This is a genomic window from Nocardiopsis sp. NPDC101807, from assembly GCF_044766605.1.
GTDB classification, from domain to species: domain Bacteria; phylum Actinomycetota; class Actinomycetes; order Streptosporangiales; family Streptosporangiaceae; genus Nocardiopsis; species Nocardiopsis tropica.
Genome location: NZ_JBIWMK010000011.1, coordinates 64,217 through 81,716 on the forward strand (window position 1 = coordinate 64,217; position 17,500 = coordinate 81,716).

Annotated in this window: 16 protein-coding genes; 12 read left to right on the forward strand and 4 right to left on the reverse strand. The window is 74.7% G+C overall.

Translation table 11 applies throughout. From position 1 onward, the window contains the following. Positions 1–7: 7 nt before the first annotated feature. Together ACIRPH_RS28210 and ACIRPH_RS28215 are read right to left on the reverse strand one after the other, a co-directional pair. Positions 8–1,930 carry a helix-hairpin-helix domain-containing protein gene (locus ACIRPH_RS28210; RefSeq protein WP_402919667.1) on the reverse strand — a complete coding sequence of 641 codons (1,923 nt, stop codon included), beginning with the start codon at positions 1,928–1,930 and terminating at the stop codon, positions 8–10. Positions 1,931–2,040: 110 nt separating this feature from the next. Then, positions 2,041–2,580, reverse strand: a complete 540-nt coding sequence (locus tag ACIRPH_RS28215; protein WP_402919669.1) for a MarR family winged helix-turn-helix transcriptional regulator — start codon at positions 2,578–2,580, stop codon at positions 2,041–2,043. Positions 2,581–2,678: 98 nt separating this feature from the next. Here ACIRPH_RS28215 and ACIRPH_RS28220 point away from each other — a divergent pair, with 98 nt between their 5' ends. Next, positions 2,679–4,955 (forward strand): LLM class flavin-dependent oxidoreductase, encoded by a 2,277-nt coding sequence (locus ACIRPH_RS28220; RefSeq protein WP_402919671.1) that lies wholly within the window; start codon positions 2,679–2,681, stop codon positions 4,953–4,955. Between the two features lie 57 nt (positions 4,956–5,012). On the opposite strand, the gene ACIRPH_RS28225 is transcribed toward ACIRPH_RS28220, so the two are convergent. Further along, complete coding sequence (locus ACIRPH_RS28225; RefSeq protein ID WP_402919673.1) at positions 5,013–5,966, reverse strand: aldo/keto reductase; 954 nt, start codon at positions 5,964–5,966, stop codon at positions 5,013–5,015. Between the two features lie 243 nt (positions 5,967–6,209). Here ACIRPH_RS28225 and ACIRPH_RS28230 point away from each other — a divergent pair, with 243 nt between their 5' ends. The 5 genes from ACIRPH_RS28230 to ACIRPH_RS28250 all read left to right on the forward strand — a co-directional run bounded on the left by ACIRPH_RS28230 (position 6,210) and on the right by ACIRPH_RS28250 (position 10,491). Continuing rightward, positions 6,210–7,049, forward strand: coding sequence for an undecaprenyl-diphosphate phosphatase (locus tag ACIRPH_RS28230; protein ID WP_402919675.1), 840 nt, complete (start codon positions 6,210–6,212; stop codon positions 7,047–7,049). A 99-nt stretch (positions 7,050–7,148) separates the two neighbouring features. Next, entirely contained in the window at positions 7,149–7,946 is a 798-nt protein-coding gene (locus tag ACIRPH_RS28235; protein WP_402919677.1) for a histidine phosphatase family protein, read from the forward strand. Between the two features lie 134 nt (positions 7,947–8,080). Beyond that, positions 8,081–8,662, forward strand: a complete 582-nt coding sequence (locus ACIRPH_RS28240) for a DUF3090 domain-containing protein (protein WP_344184017.1) — start codon at positions 8,081–8,083, stop codon at positions 8,660–8,662. 64 nt (positions 8,663–8,726) lie between these two features. Then, positions 8,727–9,479, forward strand: a complete 753-nt coding sequence (locus tag ACIRPH_RS28245; protein ID WP_402919679.1) for an SCO1664 family protein — start codon at positions 8,727–8,729, stop codon at positions 9,477–9,479. Positions 9,480–9,690: 211 nt separating this feature from the next. After that, entirely contained in the window at positions 9,691–10,491 is an 801-nt protein-coding gene (locus tag ACIRPH_RS28250) for an HAD-IIA family hydrolase (RefSeq protein ID WP_267949242.1), read from the forward strand. Positions 10,492–10,745: 254 nt separating this feature from the next. On the opposite strand, the gene ACIRPH_RS28255 is transcribed toward ACIRPH_RS28250, so the two are convergent. Beyond that, positions 10,746–11,129, reverse strand: coding sequence for an RNA polymerase-binding protein RbpA (locus tag ACIRPH_RS28255; RefSeq protein WP_267949243.1), 384 nt, complete (start codon positions 11,127–11,129; stop codon positions 10,746–10,748). Between the two features lie 844 nt (positions 11,130–11,973). Between ACIRPH_RS28255 and ACIRPH_RS28260 the strand changes: the two genes are divergently transcribed. From ACIRPH_RS28260 to ACIRPH_RS28285, 6 genes are all read left to right on the forward strand, one after another. Continuing rightward, positions 11,974–13,344, forward strand: a complete 1,371-nt coding sequence (locus ACIRPH_RS28260) for an ATP-binding protein (RefSeq protein WP_402919682.1) — start codon at positions 11,974–11,976, stop codon at positions 13,342–13,344. After that, on the forward strand, positions 13,344–13,748 hold the full coding sequence (locus ACIRPH_RS28265; protein WP_330159974.1) for a roadblock/LC7 domain-containing protein: 405 nt from the start codon (positions 13,344–13,346) through the stop codon (positions 13,746–13,748). The genes ACIRPH_RS28260 and ACIRPH_RS28265 overlap by 1 nt, the downstream gene beginning before the upstream one ends. Beyond that, complete coding sequence (locus ACIRPH_RS28270; protein WP_402919684.1) at positions 13,745–14,104, forward strand: DUF742 domain-containing protein; 360 nt, start codon at positions 13,745–13,747, stop codon at positions 14,102–14,104. The genes ACIRPH_RS28265 and ACIRPH_RS28270 overlap by 4 nt, the downstream gene beginning before the upstream one ends. Further along, positions 14,085–14,708, forward strand: coding sequence for a GTP-binding protein (locus ACIRPH_RS28275; RefSeq protein WP_402919686.1), 624 nt, complete (start codon positions 14,085–14,087; stop codon positions 14,706–14,708). The genes ACIRPH_RS28270 and ACIRPH_RS28275 overlap by 20 nt, the downstream gene beginning before the upstream one ends. Positions 14,709–14,866: 158 nt before the next feature. Then, on the forward strand, positions 14,867–16,084 hold the full coding sequence (locus ACIRPH_RS28280; protein ID WP_402919688.1) for a cytochrome P450: 1,218 nt from the start codon (positions 14,867–14,869) through the stop codon (positions 16,082–16,084). Next, a complete protein-coding gene (locus tag ACIRPH_RS28285) occupies positions 16,084–17,337 on the forward strand; it encodes a cytochrome P450 (RefSeq protein WP_402919690.1) in 1,254 nt (417 codons plus the stop codon). The genes ACIRPH_RS28280 and ACIRPH_RS28285 overlap by 1 nt, the downstream gene beginning before the upstream one ends. Positions 17,338–17,500 lie beyond the last annotated feature (163 nt).

Sequence of the window (17,500 nt, forward strand, 5' to 3'; positions counted from 1 at the left end):
CGTGCGGCTACCCCTCGCGCAGGATCCGGACCAGGAGCGTCGAGCGCTCCAGGACGGCGTTGTCCCGCACGCCCGCCTCCAGTGCGCCCGCGGTGGCGTCCACGACCGACACGTGCCGCGTGGCGCGCGTCAGCGCCGTGTACACCTGCGGGCGCGACACGGGGACCTCGGGCGGGAACACCGCCACCACGGCGGGCCAGAGGCCGCCGTGCGCGGCGGCCACCGTCACCGCCCAGCCGTGGCGCAGAGCCGCCGGGTCTGCGACCCTCACCCTGGCGCCGCCGGCGAGCTCCACCACGGCCCCCCGGTCCACCTCGCGCAGGTACCCGGTGTCGCCCGGGACGAAGCCGGGACCCGCGGCGGCCAGCACGACCCGGTCGCCGACGTCGAACCCCCCGTGCGCGCCGGGTCCGGGGTTCAGCCGCTCCTTGCACCCGGCGTTGAGCGAGCGCGTGCCGGCCGGTCCGTCCTCGCGGGCGGCCACCACCTGGACGTCCTCGGCGCCGATGCCCAGCGCGCGCGGGATGGAGTCGGTCACCAGCTGCACCACCCGGTGCGCGGCCTCCTCGGCGGAGGAGGCGGGCACCCGCACGACCTCGCGTCCGGGCGCCTCCACGTCGGGGACGCCGCCGTCGGCCACGGCCGACGCGAGCTCCGCGAGGGGCCCGGGGGCCTCGGCTCCGGCGATCTCCGCCACGTGCGCGGTCCGCGAGGCGGCGACGTCGAGCACGACCCGCCCCGGCGCGGCGGACGGAGCCTGGTGGGGGTCGGCGACGAGGACCAGGTGGGCGCCGTCGGGGCACGCCGCGGCCAGTTCGGCGGTGCGGGCCGCTCCCACGGACATGGCCTCGTACAGCACGACGAGTCCGACCGTCAGGGGAGCCCCGGCCACCAGGTCGGCCAGCGGGACCGCGCGCAGGGGAGCGGGCGCCTCGGGCCCCTCACCAGGGCCCTCCTCGGTCCTCTCGCCCTCCTCGGGCCCGTCGGGGGCCCCGGAGCCCTCCCCCTCGGCCGGTCCCCCCCCGTCGGCGGAGTCCCCGGGCGGGGCGGGGGCCGCCGCGCGGTCCCCCTTGCCGGACGCGTCCCGCGCGGGGCCGTCGCCGGGCCCGGCGTCCGCCCCGCGGGCGCGCGCGATCTCGGCGTCGAGGGCCGCCGCCGCCTGCGCGGTCGGCGCCGCCACCGCGATCCCCACCCGGCTGTCGGCGGCGATCGCGTGCAGGCAGAGCAGGGCCCTGGCGATCTCCCCGGCTTCACCCGGCCCGTGGCTCAGCACGGTCACCGGGCGCAGGGCCGCGGTCACCACGGCCTCGCGGGTCCGGTCGGAGACCGAGAACCCGCCCCGCTCCTCGGCGGCCTCCACGGTCTCCCCGGCGGTCGCCGTGTCCATGATCGGGTCGTTGCCGCCGATCAGCCGCAGCAGCTCCTCGCCCAGGCGCTGTTCGGCGCCGCCCACGTCCGCCAGGGCGTAGTAGCGGTCGGTGTCCTCGGGCACCTCCGGGACCACGCCCTCCTCGAAGTCGAAGTCGTCGTCGGGCTCGTCGGTGCTCTCCAGCACCACCGCGCTCCCGTCGGCCACGGCCGCCTCCAGGGCCGCCGCGGGGGCGGGCGCCCCCAGCTTGCCGACGGCCGCCGCGAGCCGCTTCTCCTCCACGACGGTGTTGCCCCGGCGCGCGGCCAGCCGCAGCACGTGGGCGGTCAGGGCCGCCAGCCGGCGGGGGTCGTCGGGGCGGGCGGAGTCGCCCAGGCGTCTGCGCGCGCAGAAGTCGGCCTGTTCCACGGTCACCTGCGGGAGGCGCAGCAGCAGCCAGGGGTTCGCGTCCAGGTCCGCGGCGGCGCCCGGCCCCAGTGCGGCCAGCAGCCGGGGCGCCAGGGCGCCGGGGGCGCCCATCCGGTCAAGGACGGCGTTGACCTGTTCGACAGCCTCGGACACCTCGGGTGGTTCCCCTCGTCACGCGGTTCGTGGACTCTGGGAGCCTATCGACTCGCGGTGACGTTCCGGTCCGGCGCCGACCCGCGCCGAGCTGCGGGGGGTGCGTCCGCTCAGGCTCCGCGCCGCGTGCGCCCGCGCCCCCGGGCGGGCCCGTCGTCCCCGCCCACGACCTCGCGCACCGCGAGGCAGGGATCGGTGGTCGGGGAGGACTCCTGGATGCTGGTCGCCGCGCGCAGGGCGCTCGCGCGGAACAGGGCCCGGGAGGACTCGTCCACGCCGGCCAGCACGCGCTCCTCGACGCGGTCCACCCGGTCGCGGGCGTCGGCCAGCACCTGGCGTCCGCGCTCGGTGGCGCACACCCGCCGCACCCGGCGGTCGCCGGGGTCGACCCGGCGGCGCACCAGTCCGGCCTCCTCCAGGTCGTCGAGCAGGTAGGTCATCACGCTGCGGTCGATCAGCAGGCGCTCGGCCAGGGCCGCCTGGGTGGGCGGCTCGGAGTGGACCGCCGCGGTGAGGACGTGGTAGCCGCGGCTGCCGTGCGGGATGTCGGTGAGCGAGGACTCCGTGAGCTCGTGCCAGCGGCGCAGCACGACGGCCAGGGACCACCCCAGGGTCGTGCCGGGGCCGCCGTCCGGAGTGGTGGTCGTCATGCCACCGAGAGTACCAGGAATACGTGGTGGCTAAGATAAGTTGTTGCCAACATCATTTGCTGAACAAACTAGTTTCGCCCCCTCCGAGGAGAAGCCCCATGCCCGACTACGGACACCCGCTGGAGTTCGGCGCCTTCGTCACGCCCGCGGCGCAGGACCCCGACCGGGCCGTCACCCTGGCCGAACTCGCGGACGAGGCGGGGCTGGACCTGGTCACCTACCAGGACCACCCCTACAACCCCGGGTTCCTCGACACCTGGACCCTGCTCAGCTGGGTGGCCGCCCGCACCACCCGGATCAGGGTGTCCGGCAACGTGCTCAACCTGCCCCTGCGCGGCCCCGCGATGCTGGCCCGCTCGGCGGCCAGCCTCGACCTGCTCTCCCGCGGCCGGTTCGAGCTCGGCCTCGGCGCCGGGGCCTTCTGGGACGGCATGGAGGCCATGGGCGCGCGGCGCCTGACCCCGCGCCAGTCCGTCGACGCGCTCGACGAGGGCATCGATATCATCCGGGCCGTCTGGGACACCGAGGCCCGCGGCGGTGTCCGCCTCGACGGCGAGCACCACTCCGTCCGGGGCATGAAGCGGGGGCCCGCCCCCGCCCACGACATCGGCATCCACCTCGGCGCCTACAAGCCCCGCATGCTCCGCCTGGTCGGCGCCAAGGCCGACGGCTGGCTGCCCAGCCTCGGCTACCTGCGGCCCGAGGACATGGCCTCGTCCAACAAGACCGTCGACGAGGCCGCCCTGGCGGCCGGCCGCGACCCCCGCCAGATCCGCCGGATGCTCAACCTCTCCCAGAACGCCTTCCTGCCGGGCAACCGGGGCTTCCTCCAGGGGCCGCCCGAGCAGTGGGTGGAGGAACTCCTCCCGCTCGTCCTCGAACACGGATTCTCCACGTTCATCGCCGCCACCGACGACCCCCGCACCCTCCGGACCCTCGCGGCCGAGGTCGCCCCGGCCCTGAGGGAGGCCGTGGCCGCCGAACGCGCCGGAGCGGGCACCCCGACCGGTCCGGTCCGCCCCGTCGCAGCCCTGGCCGCCCGCCGCACCGGCATCGACTACGACGCCGTCCCCGAGGCCCTGCGCGCCGGCGCCGTCGAGCCCGGGGACAAGGGCTACGCCAAGGTCCGCCACGGCTACATGCAGCACGGCAGCCCCGGACTGGTCCTGCGGCCGGGGGACGCCGACGGGGTGGCCTCGGCCCTGGCCTACGCACGGGCCCAGGACGCCCCGCTCCACGTCCGCAGCGGCGGACACGGCATCAGCGGACGCTCCACCGGCGACGGCGGCGTCGTGGTCGACCTCTCCCGCATGGACGGCGTCCAGGTCCTGGACCCCGGCGCCGGACTGGTGCGGCTCGGCGCCGGGGCCCGCTGGGGAGCCGTCGCCTCCGCCCTGGCCCCCCACGGGCTCGCGCTCGGCTCGGGCGACCACGGGGGCGTCGGGGTCGGCGGTCTGGCCACCACCGGCGGACTGGGCTACCTCTCCCGCGCCCACGGCCTGACCATCGACAACATCACCGCCGTCGAGGTCGTCACCGCCGACGGGGAGCTCGTGCGGGCCGACGCCGACCACCGCCCCGACCTGTTCTGGGCGATGCGCGGCGCGGGCGCCAACTTCGGGGTGCTGACCGCGGTCGAGGCCACCGCCGCGCCGCTCCGCGACGTCGTCCTCGGCCAGTTCGCCTACGACGCGAGCGACACGGCCGGGTTCCTGCGGGCCTGGGGCGAGATCGCCGAGGCCGCGCCCCGCGAGGTCACCGCGTTCCTCACCACCGGCCCCGGGCGCGGGGGCGGCGGGCCCGTCGCGCAGGCGATGGTGGTCTACGCCGGGGACGACACGGACCTGGCGGTGCGGGCCCTCGAACCGTTCCTCGCGGCGGGGCCGGTGCTGGACCAGCGCGCCCAGGTCGCGCCCTACCCGGCGATCCTGCCCCACGACGACGCCCCGCACCGGGGCCACGGGCTGCCCGCCTCGCGGACCGGGCTGCTGCGGCACATCACGCCCGAGCTGGCCGGGGGCATGGCCGGGCTGCTCGCCTCGGGCGACGCGTACTTCATGCAGCTGCGACAGGTCGGCGGGGCGGTCAACGACGTCCCCGCCGACGCCACCGCCTACGCCCACCGGACCCAGAACTTCTGCCTGGCCGCCATGTCCTCGGGGCCGCGCGTGCCCCGCATGGACGAGCGCTGGGCAGAGCTGGAGGAGCACCTGGAGGGGATGTACCTCAGCTTCGACACCAGGACCGGGCCGGAGGTCCTCGCGCGGGCCTTCCCCGAACCCGCCCTGGGCAGACTGCGCGCCCTCAAGGCCGAGTACGACCCCGGGAACCTGTTCGACAAGAACTTCCCGATCCCGCCCGCGACCCGGGACTGACCCGGGGAGGGGGCCGGGGGAGCGGCGTCCGGCCGGTGGAGGCGGCGGCCGGAGGGGTCAGCGCTCCGGCCGCGCCGTCGCGTCGTCGAGGGCGTCGCGGATCTCGGACGGCAGTTCCACTCCCTCCACCCCCAGGACCTCCTCCAGCTGGGCGAGGGTCCGCGGCCCGGTGACGGCGGCGGCCACGCCCTCCTGGTCGCGCGCCCAGCTCAGCGCGACCGCCAGCGGCGGCACGCCCAGGCCCTCGGCGGCCGTGCACACCGACTCCACGACGCGGCGGCTGCGGTCGTCCAGGTACGGCTCCACGTACGGGGCCATGTGCGGGAACGCCGCCCGCGAGTCCGGCGGCGTCCCGTTGCGGTACTTGGCGCTGAGCACCCCGCGGCCCAGCGGCGCCCACGCGATCACGTGGGCGCCCGCGGCCGCCGCGGCGGGCCGCAGCCCCCGGTCGGCGCCCCGGTTGAGCAGGGAGTACTCGGTGCCCACGCTCACCAGCGGAACGCGCCCCGGCTGCGCCCTCTGCCAGGTGGCCATGGTGGCGAACTGCCAGGCCTCCAGGTTGCCCGCCCCCACGTAGCGGGCCTTGCCCGCCGCCACCGCGGACTCCATCGCGGCCAGCGACTCCTCCGGCGGGGTGGCCGGGTCGAACACGTGGAGCTGCCACAGGTCGACGTAGTCCGTCTGCAGCCGCCGCAGCGACGCGTCCAGGGACGCCAGCAGGTGCCGCCTGGAGGCGTCCACCGGCCGGTAGCCCTCGGGGGTGTGGCCGGTCTTGGTGGCCACCACCACGTCGTCCCGGCGCACGGCGGCGCGCAGCAGCCGCCCCAGGATGCGCTCGCTCTGCCCGCCCGTGTAGATGTCGGCGGTGTCCACGAGCGTGCCGCCCGCGTCGACGAACGCGGTGAGCTGCTGCCCGGCCTCCTCCTCGGAGGTGTCCTTTCCCCAGGTCATCGTCCCGAGGGCGGTACGAGACACCCAGAGCCCTGATCTGCCCACCTGTCGCTGTTCCATGCGGCGGAGAGTACCGTGTTCACCCGGAGTCGGCCCCGAGTACACCCTCGCCGCGTAGTCTCGGCGCAGCCCGGACCGGGGACGTTCGCCACGATCGCGGCTCGAACACGGCGGGGACCGAACCCTCTCCGTCCCCCGGGCGGCGCCGCCCGCCCCCTCCGCGTACGCGCGCCCCGGCCGGGCCGTTCCCCAGCAGTGCTCCGGCGCCCCCTGACGCCGGACTACCAGAAAGTCCGAAACCGCGTGTCCATCTTCGAGGCGGTCGTTCTCGGCCTCATCCAAGGACTCACCGAGTTCCTGCCTGTCTCCTCCAGCGCCCACCTGCGGGTGTTCGCGGCCTTCTTCAACTGGCCCGACCCGGGTGCGGCCTTCACCGCCGTCAGCCAGATCGGCACCGAACTGGCTGTGGTCGTCTACTTCCGCCGACGCATCTGGGCGGTCATCACCACCTGGTGCCGCTCCCTGTTCGACCGCGAACTGCGCGGTGACGTCAACGCCCGCATGGGCTGGTACGTCATCATCGCCAGCATCCCCATCGGGGTGCTGGGCCTCCTCCTGGAGGAGCAGATCGACGGCGTGTTCCGCGACCTGCGGCTGATCGCGCTCTCCCTCATCGTCTTCGGCGTCATCCTCGGCGCCGTCGACCACTACGCCCGCCGCCAGAACGAGCTGGAGGACCTCACCCTCGGCCGGGGCCTGGTCTTCGGCATGTTCCAGTGCCTGGCGCTCGTGCCGGGCGTCTCCCGCTCCGGCGCGACCATCACCGGCGGGCGCCTGCTGGGCTTCACCCGGCCGGCGGCGGCGGAGTTCGCGTTCCTGATCGCGATGCCCGCCGTGTTCGCCTCCGGCCTCTACAAGATGCTGGACATCGGCGGCAACGAGTACGCGGGCTGGGGCGCCACCCTCGTCGGCACCCTCGTCGCGTTCGTGGTCGGCTACGTGGTCATCGCGTGGCTGATGAGGTTCATCTCCACCCACAGCTTCATGCCGTTCGTGATCTACCGCATCGCCCTGGGCGTGGTCATCCTCGCCCTGGTCCTCTTCGGCGTGCTCTCCCCGGAGGGCGGAGCCGGGGTCGGCTGACCGGGCTCCCCGACCGGTCCGGGGGCGCGCCCCGCCCACACGGCGGGCGCGTCCCCGGGCTCCGGCCCGGCGGCCCCGGCCGGGCCTACCCTGGTGCCCATGGCGACACCAGCACCCCACGAGACCCCGACCGCGCCCGAGGCGGTCACCCTCCTCCTCGTCCGGCACGGGATGACCGACGCCACGGGGCCCCGCCTGGCCGGGCGGGCCGCGGGGGTCCACCTCAACGACACGGGCCGTGCCCAGGCCGCCGACCTGGCCGCGCGCCTGGCCGGACTCCGCCCGGCGGCCCTGCTCTCCAGCCCGCTCGAACGCTGCCGGGAGACGGCCGAGGCCGTCTCCGAACGGCTCGGCGTCCCCGTCACCGAGGACGAGCGCTTCCTGGAGTGCGACTACGGCTCCTGGACCGGGCGCCCGCTGGCCGAGCTGTCCGGCGAACCCCTGTGGCGGGTCGTGCAGGACCACCCCAGTGCCGCCCGCTTCCCCGGCGGCGAGTCGCTCGCCGCCGCCTCGGCCCGCGCCGTCGAGGCCGTCCGCGACTGGAACACCCGCCTGCTGCTGCCCCCGACGGCGTTCCCCGCCGGGGACGGGGACGCGCCGGCCGCGCCGCAGGCCCCGGCCGAGCCGCCCGTGTACGTGGTGTGCAGCCACGGCGACATCATCAAGGCGATCGTCGCCGACGCCCTCGGCATGCACCTGGACCTCTTCCAGCGCCTGCGGGTGGACCCCTGCTCGGTCACCTCCATCACCTACGCGCGCACCCGCCCGTTCCTCAACAAGCTCAACGACACGGGCGAGGGCCTGGCCGCCGGCCTGCCCACCCGGGCCGAGGCGGGCGGGGACGCGGCCGTGGGCGGGGGAGCGGGGAGCCGGGCGCCCGCCCCGGGCGCCGCCTGAGGGGCCGGGGCGGGCCGCGGGCGCCGGGACCCCGTCCCGGACCCGGCACCGGGCCGCCCCGTCCGCCCCGCCGCTCCACCAGCGGATCCGGGGGGTTTGGCGCGGGGCCCGCGCTATCCCTTAAGGTTCTTCCCATGCCCGTCTTTCAGTTCAACCCGCCGGAGCGGTTCGTCGCAGGAACCGTGGGCCAGCCGGGAGACCGCACCTTCTTCCTCCAAGCGGTGGGAGAGGGGCGCATCACCAGCGTCGTGCTGGAGAAGGCGCAGGTCGAGGCGCTCGCCACCCGTATCGAGGAACTGCTGGAAGAAGTGCACCGGCGCTTCGGCTCCCCGCCGGACGACGTCGCCTCGCCCGAGGACGACGGCCCCCTCGAGCAGCCCATCGAGCAGGACTTCCGGGTGGGCACCCTCGCCCTGGCCTGGGACGCCGAGGCGGCCCGCGTCATCATCGAGGCGCAGGAGGTCGACGAGACCGCCGGCGAGGACCTGGTCGAGGACGACGAGGAGGAGCTGGAGGTCTTCGCCGAGGAGGCCCCCGCCCACCGCGACGTCCTGCGCGTCTACCTCACGCCCGGCGCCGCCCGCGCGTTCGCCGGACGCGCGATGAAGGTCGTCGCCGCCGGCCGCCCGGACTGCCCGCTGTGCGGGCGCCCGCTCGACCCCAACGGGCACATCTGCGCGCGCCAGAACGGCTACCGCCCGGACCGCCTCGTCTGACCTCGCCGGTGACGACACCGCCGGCGGTCCCGACACGCTCACTCCCGACCCCCGGAGGGCCGCCATGAGGGACACCGCCGACGCCTTCGACGGCCTCAGCCCCTCCGTGGGGCTCGAACTCCTCCTCCACGGGGAGATCACCGTGGAGGGGCGCCTGACCGCCGCGTCCAACGCCACCCTGTACTGCACGGTCTCCGACGGCGTCCGCTCGGCGGCGTGCGTGTACAAGCCGGTGGCGGGGGAGCGGCCCCTGTGGGACTTCCCCGACGGGACCCTGGCCGGCCGCGAGGTCTCCGCGTACGCCGTCTCCGAGGCGCTGGGCTGGGCGGTCGTGCCGCCCACGGTCCACCGCGAGGGCCCCTTCGGCGAGGGCATGGTGCAGCTGTGGGTGCACGGCGACACGACGGTGGACCTGGTCGCCCTGTCGAGGGAGACCGACAACGCCGGCCTGCGCCGCATGGCGGTGTTCGACGCGGTCGTCAACAACTCCGACCGCAAGATCGGCCACCTGCTGCCCACCCCCGGGGGGCACCTGTACGGCTGCGACCACGGCGTCGCCTTCGCCGAGGACTACAAGCTGCGCACGGTGCTGTGGCAGTGGCAGGGGCAGCCCCTGCCCGAGGACGTCGTGGAGCGGCTGGAGGCGGTGGGGGCCCAGCTCGAGGACTCCGGCAGCGCCCTGTCCGCCGCCCTGCGCCGCCACCTGACCGGCCCGGAGGCCTACGCGGTCCGCAGCCGGGTGGAGCTGCTCGTCCGCCACGGCATCCACCCCTACCCCGCACCGGACTGGCCGGCCGTCCCCTGGCCCCCGGTCTGACCGCGGGCCGTGGAACGGCCCGCACGGCGCCTCCGCCCGCGGCCACGCCCCTCCCGGCGCGCCGACGCCCCGGGCGACGGCCGGAGGCGGGGGCGGGCGCCGGGAGCGTGGACGGGCGGTGTTCTCCCGTGCCCCGTCCCGGGCGTGCGGGTGTGAGTCGTGTCCACTACCGGGGGGTAGGAATGGTGCACTACCGACCACGGCATGCACAATGGTGCACGTGAGCAACGAGTGGAACTACCTTTTCGACATGGACGGCGTCCTCGTACGCGAGGAACACCTGATCCCCGGCGCCGACACGCTGATCGCGGAGCTGCGCGAACACGGGACCCCGTTCATGGTGTTGACCAACAACTCCATGTACACCCCGCGTGATCTGCGCGCGCGTTTGCTCAACACGGGCCTGGACATCCCGGAGGAGTCCATCTGGACGTCGGCGCTGGCGACGGCGCAGTTCCTCCAGACCCAGCGCCCCGGCGGCTCCGCCTACGTCGTCGGCGAGTCGGGGCTCACCACCGCCCTGCACAACGTCGGCTACGTGATGACCGAGCGCAACCCCGACTACGTGGTCCTGGGCGAGACGCGCACCTACAGCTTCGAGGCCATCACCCGCGCGATCCGCCTGGTCCGCGGCGGGGCCAGGTTCATCGCCACCAACCCCGACGAGACCGGTCCGAGCGCCGAGGGCCCTCTGCCCGCCACGGGCGCGGTCGCCGCGCTGATCGAGAAGGCGACGGGGCGGCGCCCCTACTTCATCGGCAAGCCCAACCCCCTGATGATGCGGTCGGCGCTGCGCCGGATCGGCGCCCACTCCGAGAACACGCTGATGGTCGGCGACCGGATGGACACCGACGTGCTCAGCGGCCTGGAGGCGGGCCTGCAGACCGTCCTGGTGCTGACGGGCATCTCCGGCCGCGACACGGCCGAGCAGTTCCCCTACCGCCCCACACGGGTGCTCGAGTCGGTGAAGGAGCTCGTCGGACACACGCAGGACCCCTTCAACCGCGGCTAGGGGGCAGGCCGGAGCCGTGGCCCGTGCGACGTGAGGGCCCGGTCGTGCTCATGGCGGGCGGTGACGCCTCGGGGCACGTGGTGGTCGCCACGGGGAACGTGTCGAGCGCCTCGGCGTCCCGCCCCGGGCCTGGCGGGACCGCTGACCCCTGCGGCCGGGGCCGGGGCACGGCCGCCCGTCCTGCGGGCGGACCCCGCGCACGACGACGGGGGCGGCGGACGCATCGTCCGCCGCCCCCGTGTGTCGCGGGGTGGTCAGGCGCTCTGCCGCTGCTTGGCGAGCTCCTCCACCTTGGCCGCCTCCTCGCGGCGGCGTGCGCGCAGGAGGGCCAGGCGTTCGGCGAGGACCTCCTCGAGGTCCTCCATGCTCCGGCGCTCCAGCAGCATGTCCCAGTGCGTGCGCACCGGCTTGGTGTTCTTGGGCTCTTCGCCGTTGCCGTCCCGCCGAAGGGCGCGGTCGCCGCAGAAGCGGCACTCCCATTCGACGGGGATCTCGGCCTCGGTCGCGAACGTGACCGAGAAGCGGTGGCCCCGGGTGCAGTCGTAGGTGACTTCCTGCCGCGGAGCCAGGTCGGTGTTGCGGTCGTTCTCGTAGCTCGTCGCCCCGAGCCGGGTGCCGCGAAGTGCTCGCTCGGCCATCGTGTGGGTGCCTCCAGGCGCTTGTGCGGTCTCGCGGGGTGTAACACGTCGTTCCACGTCAAGATTCCCCGCTGACCTGAGGTCGAATCACCCCGGGAGCTCTCGGGGCCACTCGTCCTCGGAAACTTCGTCCGGCGCGCAGAGTCTGGCACATGTGACCTGCGGCACTCCAGGGTGCCCTTTTCGGGTGTGTCTCTATTCCGCGCGTCCTTGGAAGAAAAACATCCCGTACACCCCCTTTGTTCCATAGGCCGACGCGTCGCGGCTCACGCGCCGGTCAGGGGCGCCGCGTGTCCCCCGGGGGCGGGCCGACCGGTCGGGGCCGGTCCTGTCCGCCCCGGCGGAACGGCGCGGCATCGCGCTCCGTGTCCGTCCGGTCGCCGCCGTTCCCGCGGTGCGGTCGCCCGCGCGAGGAGATGCGCGCCGCGGCGGGCGGCCGCGCAGGTGTTCCGCGGCCCCCTGGGCGCGCTAGTCACACCTGCCACATCTGTAACACGGGAGCGCTTGCGCGTGCTGTTGTCGCTGTTCACGAGATGTGCGTCCGGATTGTCCGGACAATGGCGTCTGCTCATTTTCCGAGAGGCCGAGAAAGTGCTTATCACGTTTCGGAAGCCCTCTGTCCGGCGGGATGCGGGCGCCCGGGTCGAGGCCCCCATTGATTCTTCATTGTCCTGGCATGGTCGCTTCCGTCGTCTGATGGTATGTTGACTCGCTGTGCGCTGAAAAGCGCTGGTTGAGACAATTGCGTCCTCCCTTTCGGTGGACTCCCGTATGCGGAAAACGATCTTTCCGCGTGCCCCCGTGCACTGCCCGCAAGTGAAGACGCCGCCGGACGTGGAGCCCGATGACCGCCTGGAAGACCCCCCTCCCCCCGGGAGACGCGCCGCCGAGGACGCGCGTCCCGCGCCGGCTCCTCCTGCTCCCGCTGGCCGCCCTGCCCTTCTGGGGCTGGACCCTGTGGGCCGTCCCCGGGCTCCGGGACCTCCCGGTCGCCGCGGTGTCCGCCGTGCCCCTCCTGCTGCTCGCGGCCCTCGCCCTGCTCCTGGACCGCCGTGACCGCCGGGTCCGCGAGCTCGGCGCCGAGCTCGCCGGCCTGCGCGCCGACACCGCCGCGCTCGCCGACGAGCACCTGCCCCGGCTGGTCGAGCGCCTGCGCGCCGGGGACTCCGCGGAGACCGCCCTGCACCGCCTGCCCCGGATCGCCGACCCCGGGGCGCACACCGCGCTGAAGGCGGTCGCCGCGGAGATCGCCGCCGCCGAACGCCGCAGGTCGGCCGCCATGGTCGCCTGCGCCACCGCGGCCGGGCGGGTCCAGGCGCTCACCACCACGATGCTCGCCGACCTGCGCCGGATGCAGGAGCGCCACGGCGACGGCTCCGGGGACGACGTCCTCGGCGACCTCATGCACCTGGACCACGGCACCGCCCAGGCGGGGCGCATCGCCGACAGCATCGCCGTCCTGACCGGGGCGCGCTCCGGCCGCCGCTGGGGCCGGGCCATCGCGATGGAGAGCGTCGTGCGCGGAGCCATGGGGCGCATCGGCGCCTACCGGCGCGTCCGCGTCCACAACGTGTCCGAGCAGGCCGTCGCCGGGTTCGCCGCCGAGGGCGTCATCCACGCCCTCGCCGAGATCCTCGACAACGCGGCCAAGTTCTCGCCGCCCACCGCCGAGGTCCACGTCCACGTTGAGGAGGTGCAGGCCGGGATCGCCGTCATGGTCGAGGACGGCGGGCTGGTCATGGGGGAGGAGGCCCTGCGCCGGGCCCGCAGCGCGGTCGAGAACCGCCTCGACCTCTCCGCCATCTCCGGCACGCGCCTCGGCCTGTCGGTCGTGGGCCGGATCGCCCACCGGTACGGCCTGTCGGTCTCCTTCCGGTCCTCCTCGCGCGGCGGCACCGCGGTCGTCCTGCTCCTGCCCCGCAAGCTCGTCAAACCGCTGCCCGAGCCCGCGGTCCGCCCGGCGCCCGAGGAGGCCCCCTCCACCCCGGTCCGCCCGGGGACCGCGGACGCCGGGACCGGACCGCTCCCCGCCGCGGCGCCGGCCGCCGCGGGCGGCGGGCTGCCCCAGCGCCGCCGCGGGCAGACCCTCGCCGCCGCCGAGGGCGCCGGGCCCCGACCCCGTACGACACGTCCCGCCACCGCGGCCCAGGGGTTCGGCGCGTTCCGCTCCGCTGTGCGCGGCCAGGACCCGACCGGATCACCGAAGGACGCATGATGGACCTCGACACGTTGACCTGGCTTCTCGAAGGCCTCCTCGAACGCACGCCCGGCACCCGCCACGCACTCGTCCTGTCACGCGACGGGCTGAAGCTGTGCCACAGCGCGGGCCTGCGCACCGACAGCGCCGACCACCTCGCGGCCATCGCCGCCGGGGTGCAGAGCCTGGCGCACAGCGCGTCGGTGGAGTTCGGCGACGGAGGGGGCGGCGTCCGCCAGGCCATGGCCGAGTTCTACGGCGGGCTGCTGTTCATCGTCGAGGCGGGGCACGGGGCCCACCTCGCCGTCATCACGTCGGCGGAGGCCGAGCCCGGCCTGGTCGGGCACAACATGAACGAACTCGTCGAGCAGATGGGCGAGCACCTCACCACGCCGCCGCGCGCGGTCCCCGGACCGGCATGAACGGCGCCCACCGCCACGAGGGGCCCGACCGGCTCTACGTGATCACCTCCGGCCGGAGCGGGGGAGCCGACGCGTCGCTGGACGCGGTCACCCTCGTCGTGGCCGAGAGCGCGGCCGTGCCCGGCATGCAGTCGGAGCACGCCGAGATCCTGCGCCTGTGCCGGAACCCGACGGCGGTGGTGGAGGTGTCGGCGCACCTGCGCCTGCCCGTGGCGGTCGTGCGCATCCTGCTCACGGACCTCCTGGACACCGGCAGGATCACCGCGCGCCACCCCCGGCCGGCGCCCTCGCCGGCCCAGCCCCTCGCCTCACCGGACGTCCTGGAGAAGGTCCTCGTTGCACTCCACAACCTCTGAGCCCCCCGCTCCCGGGCCCCGCACCGCCGAGGCGCCGCTGCCCGGGACCACGGAGCAGGCCCTCAAGATCACCGTCCTCGGGGGCTTCGGCGTCGGCAAGACCACCCTGGTGCGCTCGGTCAGCGAGATCCGGCCGCTCGACACCGAGGAGACCATGACGCGGGCGGGCGCGGCCGTCGACGACCTGGAGGGCGTGGAGGGCAAGCGGGCCACCACCGTCGCCTTCGACTTCGGCCGCATCACCCTGGACGCCACCGCTGTCCTGTACGTGTTCGGGGCGCCCGGCCAGGAGCGCTTCTGGTTCCTGTGGGACCGCCTCTTCGCCGGGTCGCTCGGCGCGGTCGTCCTCGTGGACACCCGCCGCCTGGAGGAGTCCTGGTACGCCATCGACCGGCTGGAGGCCCAGGGGACCCCCTTCGTCGTCGCCCACAACGACTTCGGGGAGACCCCCCACGGCCTCGACGAGGTGCGCGCCGCCCTCGACCTCGACCCGGCCGTCCCGCTCCTGCGCTGCGACGCGCGCGAGCGCGACTCGGCCAAGCAGGTCCTGATCTCGCTGGTCCGGCACGTCCGCTCCCTCGTCGCGGCGCGGAGCGCCCGGTGAGCGGCCCCTGCGCGGACCCCCGGCCCCGGCCGCCCGCGCGGCACTGACACCGGTGCCGGCGCCGCCGCGGTCCGGCACACGCCCACCCCCAGGCCACGCGCGCGACCGGGCACGAGACGGTCGGCGCGGGGCAGCGCCCCCTCCAGGAGAGGAACCCCGTGCGAGGCCAGCCCGTCAAGCTGTACGACCCCGCGTTCAACGCCGACCCCGAGGGCTTCTACCGGTCCATGCGCGAGGAGCACGGGCCGGTCGTGCCCGTGCTCATGGACGGGGACGTCCCCGCCTGGCTGGTCATCGGCTACCAGGAGCTCCACCACGTGCTGAGCGACCACGGCGTGTTCGCCCGCAGCCCGCGGCGCTGGAACGCCTGGGACAGGGTGCCGGAGAACTGGCCGCTGCTCCCGGTGCTGGTCCCGCTCCCCAACCTGCTCTCGGCGGAGGGCGAGGACCACCGGCGGAGGGTGCGGGCGGTCAACGACGCCCTCGACGGCGCCGACCCGCACGAGCTGCGCATGGTCGCCACCCGCATCGCCGACCGCCTCGTCGACGGCTTCTGCGCCTCCTCCTCGGCCGACCTGCGCTCCCAGTACGCCCAGCGCCTGCCCTCCCTGCTCCTGTGCTGGATGTACGGCATGGACGACGACCGGGGCGAGAGGATCGCCTCCCTCATGGGGACCGTCTTCGACGCCGGCCCCGACTCCCAGAGGGCCCACGCCGAGATCGCCGCCGAGCTGGCCGGGCTGATCGCCGCGCGCAGGGCCGAGCCCGGACCGGACGTGGTCTCCCGGATGATCGCCCACCCCGCCGCCTACACGGAGGAGGACCTCGTCGCCGAACTCGTGGCGGTCCTGGGCGGGGCCCACCAGACCACCTCGGAGTGGATCGGCAACGCGCTGCGCCTGATGCTCACCGACGACCGGTTCTCCGCCTCCCTGTCCGGGGCGCGCAGCAGCGTCCAGGAGGCCCTGACCGAGGTCCTGTGGGAGGACTCCCCGTCGCAGATGAACGCGGGCCGCTTCGCCGTCCACGACGTGGAGCTGGGCGGGAAGGTCGTCCGCAAGGGCGACCTGCTGCTGCTCGGGTACGCCGCGGCCAACAAGGACCCGCGCGTGCACGCCGGTCCGCGCGCGCCCGGCGGCGGGACCAACCACGCCCACCTGTCCTTCTCCCACGGAGAACACGGCTGCCCCCACGCCGCGCGGGGGACGGCCGAGACCATGGCCATCACGGCCATCGAGGTCCTGCTCGACCGTCTGCCCGACATCGAGCTGGCGGTACCCGCCGACGAGGTCCGGTGGCGTCCGTCGCCCTGGGTCCGGGGGGTCGTCTCCCTCCCGGTCACCTTCACTCCAGCACCCCCCCGAGGAGTCATGTGATGCCCTGTCCCGTTCAGCACACCCCCGACGGAGCGGTCCTCGTCCACGCGGTGCCCGAGGACGTGCAGGCCGACCGCGAGCGCCTGTACCAGGAGGGCCCGGTCACCCGGGTGGAGCTGCCCGGCGGCGTGCGCGCCTGGGCCACCACCCACCACGAGGTCAGCCGGGCCACGCTCAACGACCCCCGGTTCGTCAAGAGCGTCGCCCACTGGGCCGACTTCCAGAGCGGCGCGGTCACCGCCGAGTGGCCGCTCATGGGGACCATCCCCACCGACGACACCAACATGCTCGCCCTGGACGGCGCGCCGCACCGCAGGATGCGCCGGCTCATCGCCAGCCCCTTCTCCGCGCGCCGGGTCGAGAGGCTGCGCCCGCGGATCGAGGCGCTGACCTCCAAGGCCCTGGACGCGCTGGAGGAGCGGGCGGGCGAGCGGCTGGACCTGAGGTCGGAGTTCACGTTCAAGGTGCCCATGGCCGTGATCGGCGAGCTGTACGGGGTGGCGGAGGAGGAGTACGCCAACCTGGGCGAGATGTACGCCAAGCTCTTCTCCGGCACCACGGAGGAGGGGGAGCACCTCCAGGTCTACGCGACCCTGTTCCAGTTCTTCGCGGAGATGACGGCCCGCAAGAGGGCCGCCGTGGACGAGCACGACGACTTCACCGCCGACCTGCTCCGGGCCGGCGAGGGGGAGGACGACGCCCTCAGCGACACGGAGATCGCCGTCACCCTGCTGACGGTGGTCGCGGCCGGGCACGAGACGACCGTCAACCTGCTCAACAACGTGGTGCGCGCGCTGCTCGCCCACCCCGAGCAGCTCGACCGGCTCAGGCGCGGCGAGGTCACCTGGGACGCGGTGGTCGAGGAGACCCTGCGCTACGACCCGCCCAACAACGTCATGATGTTCCGGTTCGCCACCGAGGACGTCGAGATCGGCGGCGAGACCATCCGCAAGGGCGAGGCGCTGATGACGCACTACGGCGCCGCGACGCGGGACCGGCAGGAGTTCGGCGAGGAGCCGCACCCGTCGGTGTTCGACCCGGACCGGACGCGGGGCCGCCACATCACCTTCGGGTACGGTCCGCACATCTGCCCCGGCGCGCCCCTGTCGCGGCTGGAGGCCGGGATCATCCTGCCGATGCTCTTCGAGCGCTTCCCCGACCTGCGCCTGGCGGTCCCGGACGAGGAGCTGGAGGTCGTGGCGGCGCTGTCGGTGACCAGCCTGCGGGAGTTCCCCGTCGTCCTGCGCCCGTAGGCGGTCCGGCCGGGGCGGGGGCCGTCCGGGGAGGGGCGGCCCCCGCCCCGGCGGAGCGGGAAACCGTCGACAACTCCTTACGTTGACAAGCCCCTGCACTGACGACACCGGGTCGTAGACTCGGCGGGTCGTGGGTTCTCGCGGGGGACACGGGGGAAACGGG